The sequence below is a fragment of the Paenibacillus sp. NEAU-GSW1 genome (assembly GCF_009737085.1).
Lineage (GTDB): Bacteria > Bacillota > Bacilli > Paenibacillales > Paenibacillaceae > Pristimantibacillus.
In genome coordinates, this window is sequence record NZ_WOVL01000005.1 from 44,725 (window position 1) to 63,551 (window position 18,827).

Annotated in this window: 13 protein-coding genes and 1 pseudogene; 13 read left to right on the forward strand and 1 reads right to left on the reverse strand. The window is 51.1% G+C overall.

Annotation, left to right across the window (positions count from 1 at the left end; all coding sequences use genetic code 11):
• Positions 1-87 precede the first annotated feature (87 nt).
• The 9 genes from GOM71_RS04565 (at position 88) to GOM71_RS04605 (ending at position 14,008) form a co-directional block, all read left to right on the forward strand.
• Positions 88-1,656, forward strand: a complete 1,569-nt coding sequence (locus GOM71_RS04565) for a response regulator transcription factor (protein WP_156278582.1) — start codon at positions 88-90, stop codon at positions 1,654-1,656.
• Positions 1,657-1,671: 15 nt separating this feature from the next.
• Complete coding sequence (locus GOM71_RS04570) at positions 1,672-3,459, forward strand: cache domain-containing sensor histidine kinase (protein WP_156278583.1); 1,788 nt, start codon at positions 1,672-1,674, stop codon at positions 3,457-3,459.
• Positions 3,460-3,622: 163 nt separating this feature from the next.
• Positions 3,623-4,918, forward strand: a complete 1,296-nt coding sequence (locus GOM71_RS04575) for an ABC transporter substrate-binding protein (protein WP_156278584.1) — start codon at positions 3,623-3,625, stop codon at positions 4,916-4,918.
• 162 nt (positions 4,919-5,080) lie between these two features.
• Positions 5,081-5,956, forward strand: coding sequence for a carbohydrate ABC transporter permease (locus tag GOM71_RS04580; RefSeq protein ID WP_156278724.1), 876 nt, complete (start codon positions 5,081-5,083; stop codon positions 5,954-5,956).
• Positions 5,949-6,767, forward strand: coding sequence for a carbohydrate ABC transporter permease (locus GOM71_RS04585; protein WP_156278585.1), 819 nt, complete (start codon positions 5,949-5,951; stop codon positions 6,765-6,767). Before GOM71_RS04580 ends, GOM71_RS04585 begins: the two co-directional genes overlap by 8 nt.
• A gap of 47 nt (positions 6,768-6,814) precedes the next feature.
• A complete protein-coding gene (lacZ, locus tag GOM71_RS04590; RefSeq protein ID WP_156278586.1) occupies positions 6,815-9,934 on the forward strand; it encodes a beta-galactosidase, LacZ type in 3,120 nt (1,039 codons plus the stop codon).
• A 288-nt stretch (positions 9,935-10,222) separates the two neighbouring features.
• Complete coding sequence (locus tag GOM71_RS04595) at positions 10,223-12,067, forward strand: DUF2264 domain-containing protein (protein WP_156278587.1); 1,845 nt, start codon at positions 10,223-10,225, stop codon at positions 12,065-12,067.
• Positions 12,068-12,166: 99 nt separating this feature from the next.
• Positions 12,167-13,129, forward strand: a complete 963-nt coding sequence (locus tag GOM71_RS04600; RefSeq protein WP_156278588.1) for a phosphotransferase family protein — start codon at positions 12,167-12,169, stop codon at positions 13,127-13,129.
• A 48-nt stretch (positions 13,130-13,177) separates the two neighbouring features.
• Positions 13,178-14,008, forward strand: coding sequence for a hypothetical protein (locus tag GOM71_RS04605; protein ID WP_156278589.1), 831 nt, complete (start codon positions 13,178-13,180; stop codon positions 14,006-14,008).
• 56 nt (positions 14,009-14,064) lie between these two features.
• Here GOM71_RS04605 and GOM71_RS04610 read toward each other — a convergent pair whose 3' ends face one another.
• On the reverse strand, positions 14,065-14,700 hold the full coding sequence (locus GOM71_RS04610) for a hypothetical protein (protein WP_156278590.1): 636 nt from the start codon (positions 14,698-14,700) through the stop codon (positions 14,065-14,067).
• Between the two features lie 553 nt (positions 14,701-15,253).
• On the opposite strand from GOM71_RS04610, the gene GOM71_RS04615 reads away from it, so the two are divergent.
• The 4 genes and pseudogenes from GOM71_RS04615 (at position 15,254) to GOM71_RS04630 (ending at position 18,740) form a co-directional block, all read left to right on the forward strand.
• The gene (locus GOM71_RS04615; protein ID WP_156278591.1) at positions 15,254-16,474 is read left to right on the forward strand and encodes an erythromycin esterase family protein; all 1,221 of its coding nucleotides are present in this window, start codon (positions 15,254-15,256) and stop codon (positions 16,472-16,474) included.
• Positions 16,475-16,496: 22 nt separating this feature from the next.
• A pseudogene (locus GOM71_RS04620) lies at positions 16,497-16,652 on the forward strand (GNAT family N-acetyltransferase); the annotation flags it as partial.
• 152 nt (positions 16,653-16,804) lie between these two features.
• Positions 16,805-17,728 carry a permease gene (locus tag GOM71_RS04625; protein ID WP_156278592.1) on the forward strand — a complete coding sequence of 308 codons (924 nt, stop codon included), beginning with the start codon at positions 16,805-16,807 and terminating at the stop codon, positions 17,726-17,728.
• Between the two features lies 1 nt (position 17,729).
• Positions 17,730-18,740, forward strand: coding sequence for a TIGR03943 family putative permease subunit (locus GOM71_RS04630; protein WP_156278593.1), 1,011 nt, complete (start codon positions 17,730-17,732; stop codon positions 18,738-18,740).
• Positions 18,741-18,827 lie beyond the last annotated feature (87 nt).

Consider the following 18,827-nt stretch of genomic DNA (forward strand, 5'->3'; position numbering starts at 1 on the left):
TAAAGAAAGGTTCACCTGCCGCTTTATTTTCGCAACCGCATTTCGGTTATAATGTACGATAAGCTTTGGTGAGATGGAGGTGCCGGAATGGCGTTTGAATATGGCAAGGTGCTTATTGTTGACGATGAGGCATTAATCCGGCAAGGGATTAAGCATTTTATAAATTGGGAGCAGGAAGGCTTTCAGATCGTCGGGGAAGCCGCGAACGGCAAGGAAGCGCTGGAGCTGATTGCGGAGCTGCGGCCGCATATTGTGTTGACCGATATCGTGATGCCAATTATGGATGGGGAAGAATTGACGAGGCGAATCAAGCTGGAGTATCCCGATATCGAAGTCATTGTGCTGAGCAGCTTTGGCGAGTTCGACTACGTGCGCTCGACGTTCCAGAGCGGGGTGCGCGACTATATATTGAAGCCGAAGCTGGACATCGGCCATCTGCTGACGGTGCTTAAGGAAACGGCGGACAAAATTCCGTCGCTTCGGGCGCAGCAGGGAGAGGCAGAGCAAGGGCAGCCGATTGAAGCGCTGCTGGAGAAGCTGCTTTCGGGATTCGAAATCGACGACGAGCAGCGCTCCGAGCTGGCTGATGAATTTCCGCATCGCTGCTTTTGCCTGGTCGGTATTGACCTGCGCGGAAGAGCGGTGAGCAAGCAGCAAGCAAGCGGCCTGCAACAAAGCATGCAAGACGAAATTCAAAACCGGACATCGTCGGCTGCAAATGTTGTTTTCCGCTTCTTAAGAACAGAATCCAATGTACTTGCGATGCTGTTTAATATGGATCACAACGGCCTGTCTTCGCTGCCCGGCTGGGCAAGAGCGATGACCGGCGTGCTGGCCGAGCATGAAGTGAACGCGGCTGTCAGCGTGGGCGAACCGTTTACCGAGCTTAACGAGCTCGCCGTCAACTATAAGGAAAGCCTGCTGAAGCTAATGGATTACGCGTTCTTTTTCCCGGGCAAACGTCTGCTCATATATAACGAACTGCCGCTTGCCGAGCAGGATGCGGCGCCATTCAACCTGAATTATTTCACGGAAGAATTTAAGCGCGAGCGCTTTGAAGCTGTCTTTCGCTATTTGGAAGAGCATGTGCAAGAGCTGACAGTGAACTATAAGACCGATGTGTTCGAATTTAAATCCTTTCTGGGCAATCTGATTTTCAATATGACCGTGCTGCTCGGCAATATGAAATACGGCACGCAGCAGCTGGAGAGCAAAAAGTATTATTATTTCAAAGCGATCGAGGAATCGCTCCATGCCGATGAGGCCCAAAGCTTGCTCGATGAATTTATCAAGGAGGCGAAGCAGTGCATCGAGGAGAAGTCGGAGCAATCGGGAAATGCCAATATGAAGCGTCTGCTCGATTACATTGATGAGCATTATGCCGAGCCGCTTAATTTGACCGAGATGGCCAAGCACTTTCATTTTAATCCGTCTTATTTGTCGAGCTACTTCTCGACCCATCATAACGAAGGGTTCGTCGACTATTTGCATCGCGTCAGAACGGATAAGGCGTCGGAGCTGCTTCGGGCGGGTGAAGCTTCCATCTCGGAGATTAGCGGAATGGTCGGCTATTCGGATCACAGTTATTTTTGCAAAGTGTTTAAGAAGCACACCGGCCTGTCGCCGAGCCGTTATCGGCAGCAAACGATGAAATAAGAGAGAGATGCAGCGATGAAATTTACTAAAAATCGTTTTAAAAATAACGGACTGTTTGTCAAAATGTTCGTCATTATGGTCGTCAGCATCGTTGCCGTATCCATTCTGACGACATGGACGACAATCAACCTGTCAGGACGCGTCTTTATGGAGACGTTCAGCATTACGAACTCCAAAGTCATCCAGCAAATTCAAACCCGAATGGACTTATTCAATTACTCGATTGTGACGACGACGAACAAAATTGCTCAAAGCGGCACCATTAAACTGTTTCTTTCGCAGGGCGAGGGCAGTTCGAATGAATTGTACAAGTCTTATTATGCGATGAGCCAGCAAATGAACCGGATCCGGTTAAGCGTAGACGCCTATGAGCTCGGCATTACCGTAACGGGAACGAATGGCCGAAGCTATTCGACAGACCGTTCGAACTGGCCGGTGACCGATGCCGTTCTCAAGCAGCATCCGATTACGAAGCGCTCGCTTGCCGAGCCGCGAAAGCTTATGTATCAATATGACGATGCCGAACGATCAGGCTTGTCCACCGTCAGTCCGACGATCATCGCGACGAAAGCGTTGACCGATCGCAGCGGCACGGTGTACGGCATGGTCTATTTTGCGCTGCGCGAGACGTATTTCGCCAAGTTTTATGACAGCAATACGAGCCCCGGCAACGATATCGCGATTATGGATTCGCAAGGCACGATTATTTCTTCGAACCGCGAGGATTGGATCGGACAGCAATCGTCCGATCTTCTTCACTATGCGCAAGCGATCGAAGAGCAGGATCTGGCCTACAAAAATGCCGACATTATGGGCAAGGATCAAATTATACTGTCTGAATATTTAGGCTCGCTAAATCTTTATATGGTTAATCTGATTGATAAGCAGACGGTCACGAGCCAATTTATCGACACGAAGCGGATCGCGATTATCGTCATGGGGATCGTCGCTGCCGCCGTGCTTATTGTCTTTATTATTTCCAGAAGGATGACGAAGTCGCTGAGCCGGCTCGTGAAGCAAATATCGACGATTTCCAAATATGAGTTTGACCGATATGTAACGGTTGGAGGCAGCTATGAGACGCGGCAGCTGGGACTTGCTTTCAACGAGATGATCGACGAGCTCAACGACTACGTCGGCAGGCTGGTCGATACGGAAAGGCAGCGGCGCAATGCGGAGCTGGAGGCGCTTCAGCAGCAGATCAATCCGCATTTTCTGTACAATACGCTTGCCTCGGTCAAATTTATGGTGCAGCAGGGAAGCAAAGAAAAGGCGGCGGAGACGATCAACGCGCTTATTTCACTGCTTCATAATGCGATCGGCACGGTCGGCGAGATGATCACGGTCAGGCAGGAGCTGGACAATATGAAAAACTACGTGTACATCAACCATATCCGGTATGGCGAACGCATCCGCGTCAGCTATTTTATCGCGCCGGATTGCCTCGATTACCAGATTCCGAAGCTGATGATACAGCCGTTTATCGAAAACGCGTTTTTCCATGCGTTTAACGAAAAGCAAGGGGGCCATATTTATATTATGGTAGCGCAGGAGGGGGCGGCTCTTAGGTGCGAGGTCGTTGATAACGGGGACGGCATGAAGACGGACGGCGTCAGCGGTCTGCCCAAGCAAGCGAGCAAGCGTCAGCTGTTCAGCGGAATTGGCGTTCGAAACGTTAACGACCGGATCAAGCTGCTGTTTGGCGAAGAATACGGGGTTACAATTGCAAGCGAGCGGGGAGAAGGGACAAAGGTAAAAATTAGAATTCCGTTGCTCTCGCCTAAAAATGATTCAAATTCCTAAAAATCGTCCAAATGGAATGGGACTCTCAAAAGCAACTCATAATAAAATGACAATTCGTTGTAAAGATCGTTCTAACGAGGCTTTATTTCGGAATGCTATGATGTTGCAGTAAGCACGGAAACGCTTACAGAGATAGCCCAATACAGATATGGAGGTCTTGAATTTGAAAAAATTGATGGCTTTACTTCTCATGAGCGCACTGCTGTTGTCGGCTTGCGGAGCTAAGACGGACAATGAGGCGAACAACGGCGGGGAAGCAGCGGCAGAAACCAATAAGCTTACCGTTTGGGCATGGGATAAAAACTTTAATATTAAAGCAATTAACCTTGCGCAAGATGCGTTTAAGGCTTCCAATCCTGACTTTTCGCTTGATGTGATGGAAAGCGCGCAAAACGATATCGTTCAAAAGCTGAACACGGCGTTGAGCTCCGGTACGACGAAAGGCTTGCCGAACATCGTGCTGATCGAAGACTACCGCGCACAAAGCTTCCTGCAAGCTTACCCGGATATGTTCTATGATCTGAGCGGCTCGTTCAAAGCGGAAGACTTTGCCGAATATAAGCTTGGACCAACAAGCGTAGACGGCAAGCATTACGGTCTTCCGTTCGACTCCGGCGTTACAGGCTTGTACGTTCGTACCGATCTGCTCGAGCAAGCAGGCTACACGATGGCCGATCTCCAAGACATTACTTGGGATGAATACATCGAAATCGGTAAAAAAGTAAAAGAAAAAACGGGCATAGACTGGATTTCCCTGGATCCTAACGATCTCGGCATAATCCGCATAATGATTCAATCCGCTGGCTCGTGGTATGTGAAGGAAGACGGCAAGACGGCTGATATCGCAGAAAATGCGGCAATGAAAGAAGCATTTGAAATTTATAAAAAAATGATGGACGAGAACATCGTGAAAATTCACTCCGACTGGAGCCAATTCATCGCGAACTATAACAAAGGCGTTGCGGCTTCCGTACCAACAGGCAACTGGTTTACGCCATCGATTACGCAAGAGGCTTCGCAATCCGGCAAATGGGCAATTGCGCCAATTCCTAAGCTGTCTAAAACAGCGGGATCGGTTCATGCATCCAACCTTGGCGGCAGCTCGTGGTACGTGCTGAACATTCCAGGCAAAGAAAAAGCAGCTGAGTTCCTCGGCGCTACGCTTGGCTCCAATGTGGATCTGTATCAAAAGCTGATTACCGATGTGGGCGCAATCGGCACTTATAAGCCAGCTGCTGATGGCGATGCTTATAAAGCCGGCAACGATTTCTTTGGCGGACAAAAAATCGTATCCGATTTTGCTGCTTGGACTGCTGAAATCCCTAGCGTCAACTACGGCATGAACGTATATGCAATCGAGGATATTCTCATCGTCGAAATGCAAAACTTCCTGAACGGCAAAGCGATTGACCAAGTATTGAAAGATGCGCAAAGCCAAGCTGACGCGCAAATTAAATAAGCAAAAGGATAATTAAAGAGATACACCATTACAGCGACCTTGGGACAACTGTCCGGGCCCGCCGCCGGCAGCGATGACGGGAGGCGGGCGGCAAATCCCAAGGTCATCCTTATTATGGTGGCAGGAAGGAGCAGACAGATTGTGAGTGAAGCGAGAGCAAGCATGAAGATGAAATCGAATGCCAATAAGATCGGTTGGGCGTTTATCGCGCTGGCGGTCATAATGATTTGCGCTTTTTATTTCTATCCGATGATTCAGGCGCTTATTTTGTCGTTTCAATCGGGTAAAGGCGCTAACCTTCAGTTCGTTGGCGGCGACAACTATGCAAGGCTTTTTAAAGACCAGACGTTTATCATTACGCTCAAAAATACATTTATTTACTTGATCGTACAAGTGCCGATCATGATTGTGCTTGCCTTGTTTATTTCGGTTTTGCTCAACGATAAAGACTTGAAGCTGAAAGGCTTTTTCCGGACAGCGATTTTCTTGCCGGCGGTAACGTCGCTCGTCGCTTACTCCGTTATTTTTAAATATTTGTTTGGCGCGGACGGCCTTATTAACACGATGTTGATGAAGGTGCATCTGATCGCCGCTCCGATTGAATGGATTACCGACCCCCTCTGGGCTAAAATTACGATTATTATCGCCATTACCTGGCGTTGGACTGGATATAACATGATTTTCTATTTGTCTGCTTTGCAGAATATTGACGGCTCGATCTATGAAGCGGCGCGCATTGACGGCGCATCGCCGTTCCGCCAGTTCAGCCAAATTACAGTTCCGCTGCTGAAACCGATCATTTTGTTTACGTCCATTACATCAACAATTGGTACGCTGCAGCTGTTCGATGAGGTTATGAACATAACGAAGGGCGGCCCGGGCAACTCCACGATGACGCTGTCGCAATACATTTACAACCTGTCGTTCAAATATACGCCGGACTTTGGCTATGCCGCTACTGTATCGTACGGCGTCGTTATTCTAATCGTCATCTTCTCCATTCTTCAGTTCAAACTGGCAGGTGATAAAAATGGCTAAAAGAGTGTTTACGTATATTTTTCTAAGCATCGCGGCCATCGTTTCCATCTTTCCGTTTCTATGGATGATTGTGAGCGCGACGAATAAATCGGTTGACGTTACGAAAGGAAGGCTGCTTCCCGGATCGGCTCTCGTCGACAATTTTAAAAGCATGATGGACGCCGTCGATCTCGTGCCTGCGCTGCTTAACTCGGCGAAAATCTCGATTTCGACAACACTTATTGCGATGCTTATTGCATCGCTTGCGGGCTATGGCTTCGAAATTTTCCGCAGCAAGGCGAAGGACGTTGTGTTCAGCATTTTGCTGCTGTCGATGATGATTCCGTTTGCTGCGATCATGGTGCCGCTATACCGCATGTTCGGCACGATTTCGCAATGGATGCCGGGAATCGGCATCGACACGATGACAGCTGTCGTGCTGCCGACCGTGACGACAGCGTTTCTTATTTTCTTTTTCCGCCAAAGCACGAAAATGTTTCCGAAGGATATGCTCGAAGCGGGACGCATTGACGGTTTAACTGAGCTTGGCGTGTTCTTCCGGATTTATGTGCCAACGATGAAAACGACGTATGCCGCTGCGGCAATCATTACGTTCATGTCGAGCTGGAACAACTACTTGTGGCCGCTCGTTGTCCTGCAATCGCCGGAAAAACGGACAATTCCGCTCTTGATCTCGAATCTCGGTTCGAGCTACTCGCCGGATTACGGTGTCATCATGCTCGTTATTCTGATCGCGACGCTGCCGACTGCAATTGTATTCTTCTTGATGCAGAAGCATTTTGTTGCGGGTATGACGGGTTCGGTTAAATAAATTAGATAGAACTTAAAAGCCTGATGGCAGGATAAGGAGGGGACTGCATGAAAGCAACGACAGCCAGCTTCGAATGGCTTAATGATCCGACGGTGTACCGGGTGAACCGGCTTGATGCCCATTCCGACCATCGTTATTACGACACGATGGAGGCGGCTGAGGGCAAAGCGCCGATGGCGATGCGCCAGGGCCTGAACGGCAATTGGAAATTCAGCTATGCAGTTAATGCGGCCAGCAGAGTTAAGGATTTTTACAAATCAGACTTCAGCTGCGCAGGCTGGGATGACATTCAAGTGCCGGGACATATTCAGCTGCAGGGCTTCGGAAATCCGCAATACGTCAATACGATGTACCCTTGGGACGGCTTGGACGGCGTAAGGCCGCCAGCCATTCCGCAGGAGCATAATCCGGTCGGCAGCTATGTGAAGCATTTCCGTCTGCCGGAATCGATGCGCGGCGGAGACCGGCCGGTTTATATTTCTTTTCAGGGCGTCGAGTCGGCGTTCTACGTATGGCTCAACGGCGAGTTTGTCGGCTACGGAGAAGACAGCTTTACGCCTTCGGAATTTGAGCTGACGCCGTTTCTTAAGGATGGCGACAACAAGCTCGCTGTTGAAGTGTACCAGCGCAGCACGGGAAGCTGGCTGGAGGATCAGGATTTCTGGCGATTCTCGGGCATTTTCCGCGACGTATACCTGTATACCGTTCCTGAGCTGCATGTCCGCGATCTGCACATCCGCGCTGATCTGGACGACAGCTATACGGAAGGCAAGCTGCATGTCGACCTCGAGCTGCTGAAGCAGGACAGAAGCTACGGAGCGAAAGCGGGCGCGCTGCTTGAGCTGAAAGCAGCTGATGGCACGGTCGTGTTAGCCGTGCATGACGACTTCAATGCGGACGGCAGGCTTTCTTTTGAAGTCGATGCCGGAACTGTTCGTACTTGGAGCGCGGAGCGTCCTTATTTGTACAGCGTCTGCCTGTCGATTCTGAACAGCGAAGGCGATCTGGTGGAAGCGATCGTGCAGAAGGCCGGTTTCCGCCGATTCGAGATGATCGATCGGATCATGACGTTGAACGGCAAACGAATTGTTTTTAAAGGTGTAAACCGCCATGAATTCAACGCTCGCCGCGGCCGTGCGGTTACGGCCGAGGACATGCTTTGGGACATTAAAACGATCAAGCAAAACAACATGAACGCCGTCCGCACCTCGCATTATCCAAACCAGACGCTATGGTACGAGCTTTGCGACGAGTACGGCATTTATCTGATTGACGAAATGAATCTGGAGTCGCACGGTTCGTGGCAGAAGATGGGGGCAGTCGAGCCTTCGTGGAACGTGCCGGGCGACAAGCCGGAATGGCGGGGCTCCGTGCTGGATCGGGCCGCATCAATGCTCGAGCGCGACAAAAACCATCCGTCGATTCTAATCTGGTCGTGCGGCAACGAATCGTACGCGGGCGAAGTCATTCTGGATGCGGCGAACTATTTCCGCGAGCGCGATCCGGGACGGCTCGTTCATTACGAAGGCGTGTTCCATAACCGCAAGTTCGATGCGACTAGCGACATGGAAAGCCGGATGTACGCCAAGCCTGCTGATATTATCGAGTACTTGGAGAGCAATCCGGAGAAGCCGTACATTAGCTGCGAATATATGCATGCAATGGGAAACTCGGTTGGCGGCATGCACAAATATACGGAGCTGGAACAGCAATATCCGATGTATCAGGGCGGCTTCATTTGGGACTATATGGATCAATCGCTAGTGAAGCGTGACCGCTATGGCCGCGAGTTCATGGCTTACGGCGGCGACTTCGAAGACCGTCCGACCGATTACAGCTTCTGCGGCAACGGCATCGTGTTCGCGGATCGTCGCGTAACGGCGAAGATGCAGGAAGTAAAATTCCTGTATCAGAACATTAAGCTGCAGCCTTCGCGTTTTGGCGTTCGAGTCATTAACGAGAACCTGTTCGAATCGACGGAAGGCTATGCTTTAACGGTACGGTTGTATCGAGACGGCAAGCAGGCGCATGTGTGGAATGGTTCAGCGGCTGTTGAGGCAGGAAGCGAAGCGGTATTCCCGCTGGAGCTGCCGGGCGACGCGTTTACGCAGCCGGGCGAATATGCGATCCATGCCGCAATGACGTTGAAGGAAGCCGAGCTTTGGGCGGATGAAGGCCATGAAGTGGCGTTTGGCGAGGCGGTGTTTGAGGTTGTCGGCCAGGCAGGCGATGCCGGTGGGCCTCTGCCTGTTCCTGCCGGAGAGGTTCGCGTCGTTGAGGGCGATGTGAACATCGGCGTAGCCGGCGACGGCTTCTCAATCCTGTTCTCGAAGCAAGCGGCTTCGCTTGTATCGGTGCGCTACGGCAGCCGCGAGCTGATCGCCGCGCCGCCGGCTCCGCTGTTCTGGCGGGCGACGACGGACAATGATAAAGGGACGGCGCTTGGCTTCGAGGCCGGCGCATGGTATGCGGCGAGCTTGGCTCGCAAATGCGTTGGCGTTGAATTGCGCGTAGACGGCTCAAGCATTGGCTCGAATACGGCTGTCGGCGCTAGCGCAACGGTAACGTTCGACTATGCGTTCAGCATTAGCGCGGAGCTGCGCGTCCGCGTCGCGTATACGGTACATGCCGACGGAAGCATTCGCGTCCGCACCGACTATAAAGGTTCGGCGGACTTGCCGAAGGTGCCGATTGTCGCATTATCGTTCAAAATGTCCGCCGATTACGACGAGACGCAGTGGTATGCGATGGGGCCGGAAGAGAACTACATCGACCGCGCTTTTGGCGCTCGCCTCGGCAATTTCAGCCGCAAGGTTAGCGAACTCGCCGAACCGTATCTCGTGCCTCAGGAATCCGGCAACCGCACCGGCGTTCGCCGATTGCGCATCACGGACAGCTTGGGTGCCGGCTTGCAGCTGACGGCATCGCCATCGGCGCCGGTTGAATGCAATGTTTCGCCGTACACCGCTTTCGAGCTGGAAAATGCTGCTCATCCGTACGAGCTTCCGCCTGTGCACTACACCGTCATCACCGTTGCCGGACGGCAAATGGGCGTCGGCGGCGACGATAGCTGGGGCGCGCCGGTTCATCCGGAATATCTCATCCGCTCGGATGAGGATATGAGCTTTGAATTTACGATTTCCGCGGTTGACTGTTCCGCGGAATAGCAAGTTGATTGAGGCTGTCTCCTAATGGGGACGGCCTCTCTTTGTGTTGCTCTGGGCGCGCGGCGAAAAGAGGAGAAATAACGGAAGAAACTTCCGTTATTTTATAGGCACGGCGCATGAACTGAAAGGGGTCATGCGTTTTTTTTCGCTGCGTAAGCCAGAAAATATCGCCAAGCTGCCGAACGTATTTTATACTCGCTTTATACGATGATTTGAGCCTGATATACGAGATTGCGAGATTGCGAGATTGCGAGACAAAGAGCCGCTACTCGATAAGGAGATGTGTGCATGCGTTCAACAGCGTTATCGATTGAGAGCAATCCTTTGATTACGAGAAAACATATGCAAGATGCCGTTCATCAGCTATGCGATCCGCTAATTCCTTATTACAGCGCGGGGAAAGCGCATTTGAAGCTGGGCGCTGCTGGTTCTGGCTGCACAAACGAGACGGCGGAGATGGAAGGCTTCTCCCGCGTGCTGTGGGGACTTGCCTCGCTTGCGGCAGGCGGAGGGGATTCTGCCCTGTGGGAAATTTACCGCGAAGGCATTCGAAACGGAACAAATCCGGCGCATGAAGAGTATTGGGGCGTCGTTAACGATTACGATCAGAAGCTGGTCGAAATGGCGGCAATCGGATTCGCAATAGCGATCGCTCCCGAACAAATATGGATGCCGTTGACGGCAGAGGAGCAGCAACGTTTTATCGCATGGCTTAATCAGATGAACGTTCGTCCGCTCTACGACTGCAACTGGCTCTTCTTTCTGGTCGTTGTCAACTTGGGCTTTAAGAAAGCGGGCTTGCCGTACGATCAGCTGCAAATGACGAAAAACTTGGAACGCATTGACGATTTTTACTTGGCGGAAGGCTGGTATGCGGACGGGATTGGCGGCCATTGCGATTACTACGGACCGTTCGGCATTCATTATTACGGCTTGCTTTATGCCGCTTGGATGGGGGAGGAAGATCCCGAGAGGGCGGCTTTGTATAAGAAACGAGCGGCCAATTTCGCCCAAACGTTTATCTATTGGTTTGCCGAGGATGGCTCGGCGCTTCCTTACGGCCGAAGCTTGGCCTATCGGTTTTCTCAGGCTGCCTTTTGGAGCGCTTTGGCCTATGCCGAAACGGAGGCGGTTCCTTACGGCGTAATGAAAGGGATCATTCTCCGCCACCTGCGATGGTGGTTTCGGCAGCCGATCTTTCAATCGGACGGCACGCTGACGATCGGCTACCGTTACCCGAACCTCATTATGGCCGAAAACTATAATGCGCCGGGTTCGCCATACTGGGCAATGAAAGCCTTCCTGCCCTTAGCGCTGCCGGTAGAGCATCCGTTCTGGCAAGCGGAGGAGCTGCCTCTGCCGAAATTAAATGAATGGACCGTTCAGGCGCCGCCTCATCTCGTTATTTGCAGACAGAAGGCGGGCGATCATGTCGTCGCCTTTAACTCCGGTCACCATGCGACGAATGACCACACGCATACAGCCGCCAAATACGAAAAATTCGCCTATTCCAACCGGTTCGGCTTCAGCGTGCCGAGAGCGGAATACGGCCTGGGGCAAGGCGCGTACGATTCGATGCTCGCGCTATCCGAAGGCGACCGGATCTATCGCGTCAAGCGAATGGCGGAGCAATCTAAGATTGACGGGCGAACGCTTTATATGAAGTGGAAGCCTTGGCGCGATGTAGAGGTGCAGACCTGGATCATCGCGGGAACGCCTTGGCATGTGCGCGTCCATTGCATCACAACGCCCAGATATTTAGAAGTTGCCGACGGCGGCTTTGCGCTAGGCGTTGAAGACGATGGCGGCAAACGAAGCTTGAAGCTTGAGCAAAGTGAAGGCGAGGCATGGGCCGCGTCCGCTTGGGGAATGAGCGGCATCAAGCTGCTGTATGGCGGCGGCGCTGCGGAACTCGTTCATCCGAATGCCAATACGAATGTGCTGCATGCCAGAACTGTAATTCCGACAGTTGTCGCCAAGCTGGAGCCCGGCATTCATTGGCTGGCTACCGGCGTATATGGCGATCCAGCGGGGACGCCTCAAGGAGAGACGCCTCGGGTCGAGGAGATCGACGGGAAGCTGTACATTCATTTGAACGAAATCATCTGTATCGAACAGCTTTCATTTTTTTAAAGTTGGCCCCGTTTTATGTTCTTTTCTTTGCGGTAACCATTTCTTGGTCATATGGTAAAATAGGGGAGAAAAGATGAAGAACGTTTAAGGGGGATCATTATGGAAAGCTCTAATAAAAGCAAGCTGTCGGAAGAGCAGCTCGCGTCGATTGTTAAGGACAAGCTTGGTCAGTCGATAAGCTCCATCACCGAGCTTGGAGACGGTTGGGCGAACATGGCGTATCTCATCGAGCTTGCAGACGGACAGAAGGTTGTGCTGAAAGCTGCGCCGGCTTCGGGGAAAAAGGTGATGAAAACGGAGATGCACACGATGCGGACGGAAGTAGAAGCGCTGCGGCTTGCTGCAGGCCATTCGGATATTCCGGTACCTCGCGTGCTTGCGTACGATCCGAGCTGTAATGACGTTGCTGGGGAATATTTTATTATGGATTTAATGAAAGGCACCTCGCTGGCGAAGCTTCGCGGAGAACTGTCGGAGGATGATCAAACAGACGTCGATCGTCAGCTTGGCAAGCTGAACCGGGCGATTAACAGCATGAAAGGCGAACGATTCGGCTATTTCTATGATCTCGGGAGACATGACAGCTGGAAGTCGTTTTTTCAGCAAATGATGGATGACGTCCTGACGGACGGCAAGGAAATCGGGACGGAGCTCCCGGTGCCATATGAAGAGATAGAGCAGCTGGTTGCCGCGCATATGGATGTGATGGATGACGTAACCGAGCCGGCGCTGGTTCATTGGGACTTATGGGACGGCAATGTGCTTGTCGACGAAGGCCGCGTTACCGGCTTGATCGATTTCGAGCGGGCGTTCTGGGGCGATCCGCTCATCGAGTTTTATTTTGGCAGATTCACCGGTCATCCGGCGTTTTTCGAGGGCTACGGTCACGCGCCGTTAACGTCGTCAGAGAAGAAAAGAAGGGCATTATACGATTTGTATTTGGATTTGCTGCTCATTATCGAATGCGATTACCGCGGCTATGAGAATCAAGACCATATCGCTTGGACGAAGCGGAATTTTGTCGATGCCTGGCCTGCTTACACCCGTTTATTTTCCGAGTAATCATGCTACAATGAGGGATATGGTTATTGTAGAGAGGCGGGATTGAGCATGGCCTATGCGTTCGTGATCGAACCTAATGCGTACACGTCCTTCGAGGACGAAGCGGCGCAAATCGAAAAATGCAAAGAGTGGGGCTTGCTGTCCGAAAAAGCGACGAAGACCAAGCCCTTCTACTATAAAGGGAACGGCTTGAACGAAGCGTGCACGATTGTTGGCTACGCCGACAGCATGACAGCCGTTATTTCGCTTGGCGCCAATGCCGGGCTGCATTGCATTCACCCTTCCTATTTGAAGGAAATGCAAGCATCGAACTATGGCGTGAAAGCGGCGGCAGCTGTATCGGGTGATGCAGCAGCTGATTCGGATGCGGAGTCTGCTGTTGAAGCGGATGCCGTAACGGCGGCTGACGTTGTTGCTGTCGCGGGCGCGAATGCGGATGCAGGAGCAGCGGTGGTTGAAGCGGACAAGCCTGCAACAGATGCGGCGGCAGCCGTATCGGAGGCGCAAGAGCAAGAGCAGGAGCAGGGGCCTAAAGCGAAACCGGCGGCGAAGCCTAAAAAGGAAAAAGCGCCGAAGCTTGAGCTGCCGGAGGAGAAGGTGAAAATGGTAGCGACCGTGCAGGAGTTTACGACGGTTCCGAACCATTTTTCCGATACGGACGATGAAGTGATCATCTATGAGGCGGTTGCTATAACTGAGCCGATGACCGAGATCGGCACGGCCTGGTCCAGTCACAGCGCCACGATCAAAAAGCTTGAGCTTCAGGTCGGAGATACGATTCAATTTGAGGCGAAAATTGTGGCGAAGAAGCTGACCAAGCATCCGGTGCCTTACAAGATCAACAATCCGGCGAAAATCGTGAAAGCGGAAATCGGATAGATGGAGCAAGAAAAGACCCTCAACGGGTCTTTTTGTTTGTTTTTAGGGTGGATCGCTTATTGGAAAGGCGGGGGAGCGCCGGCTTCAAGTGTAAGTATATGACGGAGCTCTTGTACTTCAATGCGCAGCGCATCCGAACCGAATTTATCTCGCAATTGGCGAACTTGCTCGTCCGTAAAATCTCCCTTTGCTACCACTTCTTCGTTTTTCTCATCGTAGCCGACCGAATACGAGTCGATTTCAAACATGCTGACGCAATCGGCCACTTTTTTGGAGAACTGCCTCATCTCGTACGGGTTTTGGCTCGCTTGCTTGAACAGCACCTTGTCGCCAAGCTTCCCTTCAAGCTCCGCGCGGATCGCTTTCATTTGCGGCGTGTTCTCTTGCGCGATGAGAAAGACGACCTTCAAATCGTTAATGTTGTCATTGTCGTAATAATAGGTTGCTTGTTTGCTGAAGTCTTCGGAAACGACGGAGACAGTCTCTGTATCGGAAATGCGCGACTCGGCTGGAAATTGTCTAATGAGCGCTTCTTCAATAATTGGAATGACTTCACTCTGAAACGCTGTAATTTGATCAAATGGCTGCTTGGCTTCATTCACTTCTGCGTTCGCATTGGGAAGCGAGAAGCTCGAGCCTCCTATCAGAATTGCAGCGCTAAGTGTCAGGCCAACAATCGTACGTTTTAGCATAAAGTTGACTCCTTCTTTGGTGATGGCAAGATGGTATGTCGATTGTACGAACTCAGACGGGCAACTCTGTAAAAAGGTTGCGAACCTCATTCGCAAAATAGCGCAACTAATTTCGCTCGAGAGGCGAGGAAACGTGAGAAAATAGTAGACAGCGAACCTAGCTTCGTTACTCGAAAACACAATTTCGCTATTAGCGAAATTTGGTTCGCTGCAGGGGGCTAAGGTGTGTTGGGAGGATGAAATAACGAATTTAGCTTCGTAAAACAGCGAAGCTGCTTCGCTGCGCATGTATAGTGGCTGAGGTTTCTCGGATCGAGTGTATGGCGGAAGAGTTGCTCGGAGCGCATGCTCAGTGGCAAGGGCTGTTCGAAGCGCTTGGATGCGGATGCAGTGGGCCGTAAATATGTATCTAGTGCTCGAGTGCACGGGTCTGTTCACGCAGCCGCAAGTTGTATATGCACAGCACAGTAGGTGAATATGTCTCTAGAAAATTTTGGAACATTATCATACTTCCTTCGTATTGGCTAGTACGACTAAGGAGGTTGGATAAACGATGAATCTATTCAAAAGCTTCCGCAGGGACGATGCGACAGAGACGGAGTGGATCCAAAATCATACGATTCCGTTTCCGGAGCCTTCGGCATGCGGCAACGTCGATTTTGAGCAGCTTCGTTCCTATATCGGAGATAAGCGTATCGTTTGGATCGGCGAAAGCAGCCATGGCGTATCTCAGTACAATACGCTAAAAACGAAGCTCGTTTCCTTTCTACATACCGAAATGGATTTTAAAGTTATAGCTTTTGAGAGCGGCCTTAGTGAGTGCTTTTGCGCCAACGGCTTGAAAAGCCGGCTAACTGCCGAAGAGATGCTGCATCAATCGATCTTCTCGCTGTGGAGAACGGAAGAGAATCTTCCGCTATTCGAGCATTTGAAATCATCGGATTTAGAGCTTGCGGGATTTGATTTTCAGCCGTCCACGAAAGCTCATCCTATGAGACAGTGGCTGCAATCGCAGGGCGGGCTTGATCAGGGCACAGTTGATGAGCTGCATGAGCTGACGGAACGCTCGATAGAGTGGTATTACCGAATTGGGGAATATCGAGCCAAGCGCCAACAAGTGCCAGATGCGCTGCTGCAGCAATTTGAAAAGAGCAAAGCTCAGGCAATCGAAACCGCAACGCGGTTAAGAGAAAAGCTAAAGTCTTTGCCGAGCAGCCAAACCATGCTGATGCTGGATCGTTTTCTCCTCAATCTAGATGCCTTTCTGAATTGTTTTACGCTTAGCTTTAGAGCCTATGCCAAACGCAGAGATCAAATGATGGCGGAAAATCTGGAATGGCTCCTAACGTCCATTTACCCGAATGAAAAAGTGATTGTATGGGCGCATAACGGCCATATGTTCAAAAGCTTCAAACCGTTCATCGGCTTCAAGCCGATGGGCTCGCTCGTTTCCAAAGAGATTGTGGATCAATCTTATTTTATCGGACTGTTCATGTACGAAGGAACAGCCGCTACGAACAGCGGCGAGCCTTATCCGATCCAGAAGCCGCGCAAGAGAAGCCTCGAAGAGCTGTTGAACCGGCAGGAGGCTGAAGTCGGCTTTCTTGATCTGCGTCAGGCGCAAATCGGGCCGGATAATAAATGGATCAGCAGGGAAACGATTATTTTGGAAGCGGGGAGCTTTGAGCGGCTGATCGTGCCGAATCAGCAGCTAGATGGATTGTTTTTCATTAGAAAGGCGTCGCCTCCGCAGTATTTGAAAGCAACAAACTAAATCGACAGGTTTGGAGCAGACAATGAAAAAAATAGGGAAAGAGTATCATGTTAATGGAATGAGCTATACGATTAGATCTGCAACGAACAAGGATGCGGAAGAATTGTCTGCAATTCGACTGCAAATTGACGGTGAGACTGAAAATTTGGACAGAGAAAAGGGCGAGGCATTAATTGATCCGTCAATTATGATGGGGCGCTTTCACGAATGACTTTAATATTGGAAAGTAATGAAGATGGCAAGCCAATGATATTTTAATTGGCTTGTCATTTTTTTTGCTATAATAAGCGATAGATTTAGATTGGGCGAGGCAAGCGACGGAGGCTGTTGATGAAAACGATACTGCAATTAAATACGATTTTTTTGAGCATGATTATGGAAGCTATTCCGTTTGTGCTGCTTGGCGTTCTCATCTCGGGGTTTATTCAAATTTTTGTGACGGAAAAATGGATCGCCCGCATGATGCCGAAAAACCGCGTTCTCGCGTCGTTGTTCGGATGCGGCATCGGCATTCTGTTCCCGTCCTGCGAATGCGGCATTGTGCCGATTACGAGGCGGCTGTTGAAAAAAGGCGTGCCGCTTAACGCCGGCATCGCGTTTATGCTGACCGGCCCGATTATTAATCCGATCGTGCTGTTCTCGACGTATATCGCTTTCGGCAACGACTGGCAGATGGTCGGCATTCGGGCCGGGATGGCAATCGCCGTCGCGCTTGCCGTATCGATCATCGTCGGCATCCTGTTCCCGGTGCTGCCATTCCGCCAGACGGCAGTTGGACAGCAGGCAGCGGCTGCCGCAGAATCAGCCCCGTCCCTTGCCTATGCTGAAAAGCCTCGGGTGCCGCTCAAACATCAAATGATGGATGTGCTGCATCATGCGGTAGAGGAGTTTTTCTCGGTCGGCAAATATTTGGTGCTTGGCGCATTTATCGCTTCTTGCATGCAGACGTTTATCCCGACGTCGACGCTGCTTCATTATGGCAGCAATCCGCTCACCGCTTCATTAATCATGATCGCTCTGGCGTTCACGATGTCGCTCTGCTCGGAAGCGGATGCGTTTATCGCAGCTTCATTCCGCAGCACGTTTTCGGTCGGCTCGCTTTCCGCTTTTCTCGTCTTTGGTCCGATGATCGACATTAAAAACACGCTGATGCTGCTAGGTACGTTTCGCGGCAAATTTGTGGCGACGCTCATTGCCCTGGTGACGGTGTTCACGCTGTTAGGCTCGCTGCTCGTTGGGAGGTTGTTCGGTTAACATGATCCGTTTATTTATTCTAATCGGCTTTATTCTCATGTTCGCCCTCATGCATCGCAGCGGCGATCTGAACAAATATATCAATATGAAATACGCATATCTATCAATTGGCGCCATCGTGCTGCTTTCCGTACTGGCGGTTGTCGAGTTCGTGCGGATTTACCGGCAGGAAAGCGCCGAGCTGAAACGGAAAGTGGAGAAGGAAGCGGGAGCGCTCGCGGGTGCTGTTCAGCTTGCTGACAATGCCGATGCCGATGCGCGCAGGGGCGGCGGACATATACAGAGCTGCTGCCATGACACTGTGCATGATCATCATGGTCACCGCGACAAACATGACCGCCATCATCACCATCATCATGGCCATGATGATGGCGGCTTCGGCCATAGCCATGAACCGGTTTCGCGCTGGAAGAGAGCGATCGGCTACCTGATTCTAATCGTGCCGATCGCGACAGGCATTTTTCTGCCCGTTCAAACGCTCGATTCAAGCTTTGTTAAAGCCAAGGGCTTCTCGTTTCCAACCTTCGAGGATGCGGAAAAAAATCCCGGCCAGCACCAGTTTCTGAAACCGGATACGAGCATTTTTTACGGAAAAGCCGGATACGAGAAGCAGAAGGAGAAAGAGCTTGCGGAGTTTGCCGGCATGGGCAATATTAAGCTGACGGACGACAATTACTTGAAGGGAATGGAGGCGTTATATAACAATCCAGGCGAATTTATAGGCTCGACGATCAGCTTTGACGGGTTCGCCTATAAAGGAGAACAAGTCGACGGCGACCATTTCTTCGTTTTTCGCTTCGGCTTTATTCATTGCGTCGCCGATTCCGGCGTGTTCGGGATGCTGGTCGATTTCCCGAAAAATACGGAGCTGCAGGATAACGATTGGGTGAATGTGACCGGCAAGCTGACGTGGGAGTTTTACCAGCCGTTTAAGCAGACGATTCCGGTGCTGCAGGTGACCTCGTGGACGCGGATCGAAGCGCCGAAAGACCCTTATGTTTACCGGCTTTAGACAGACATGGCTCGGCGTATACTAGCGGTTGCTTTTTTACGGGCTGTAGCTGATAGTAAATAGAATGGTAATTCTGATGTAACAAGG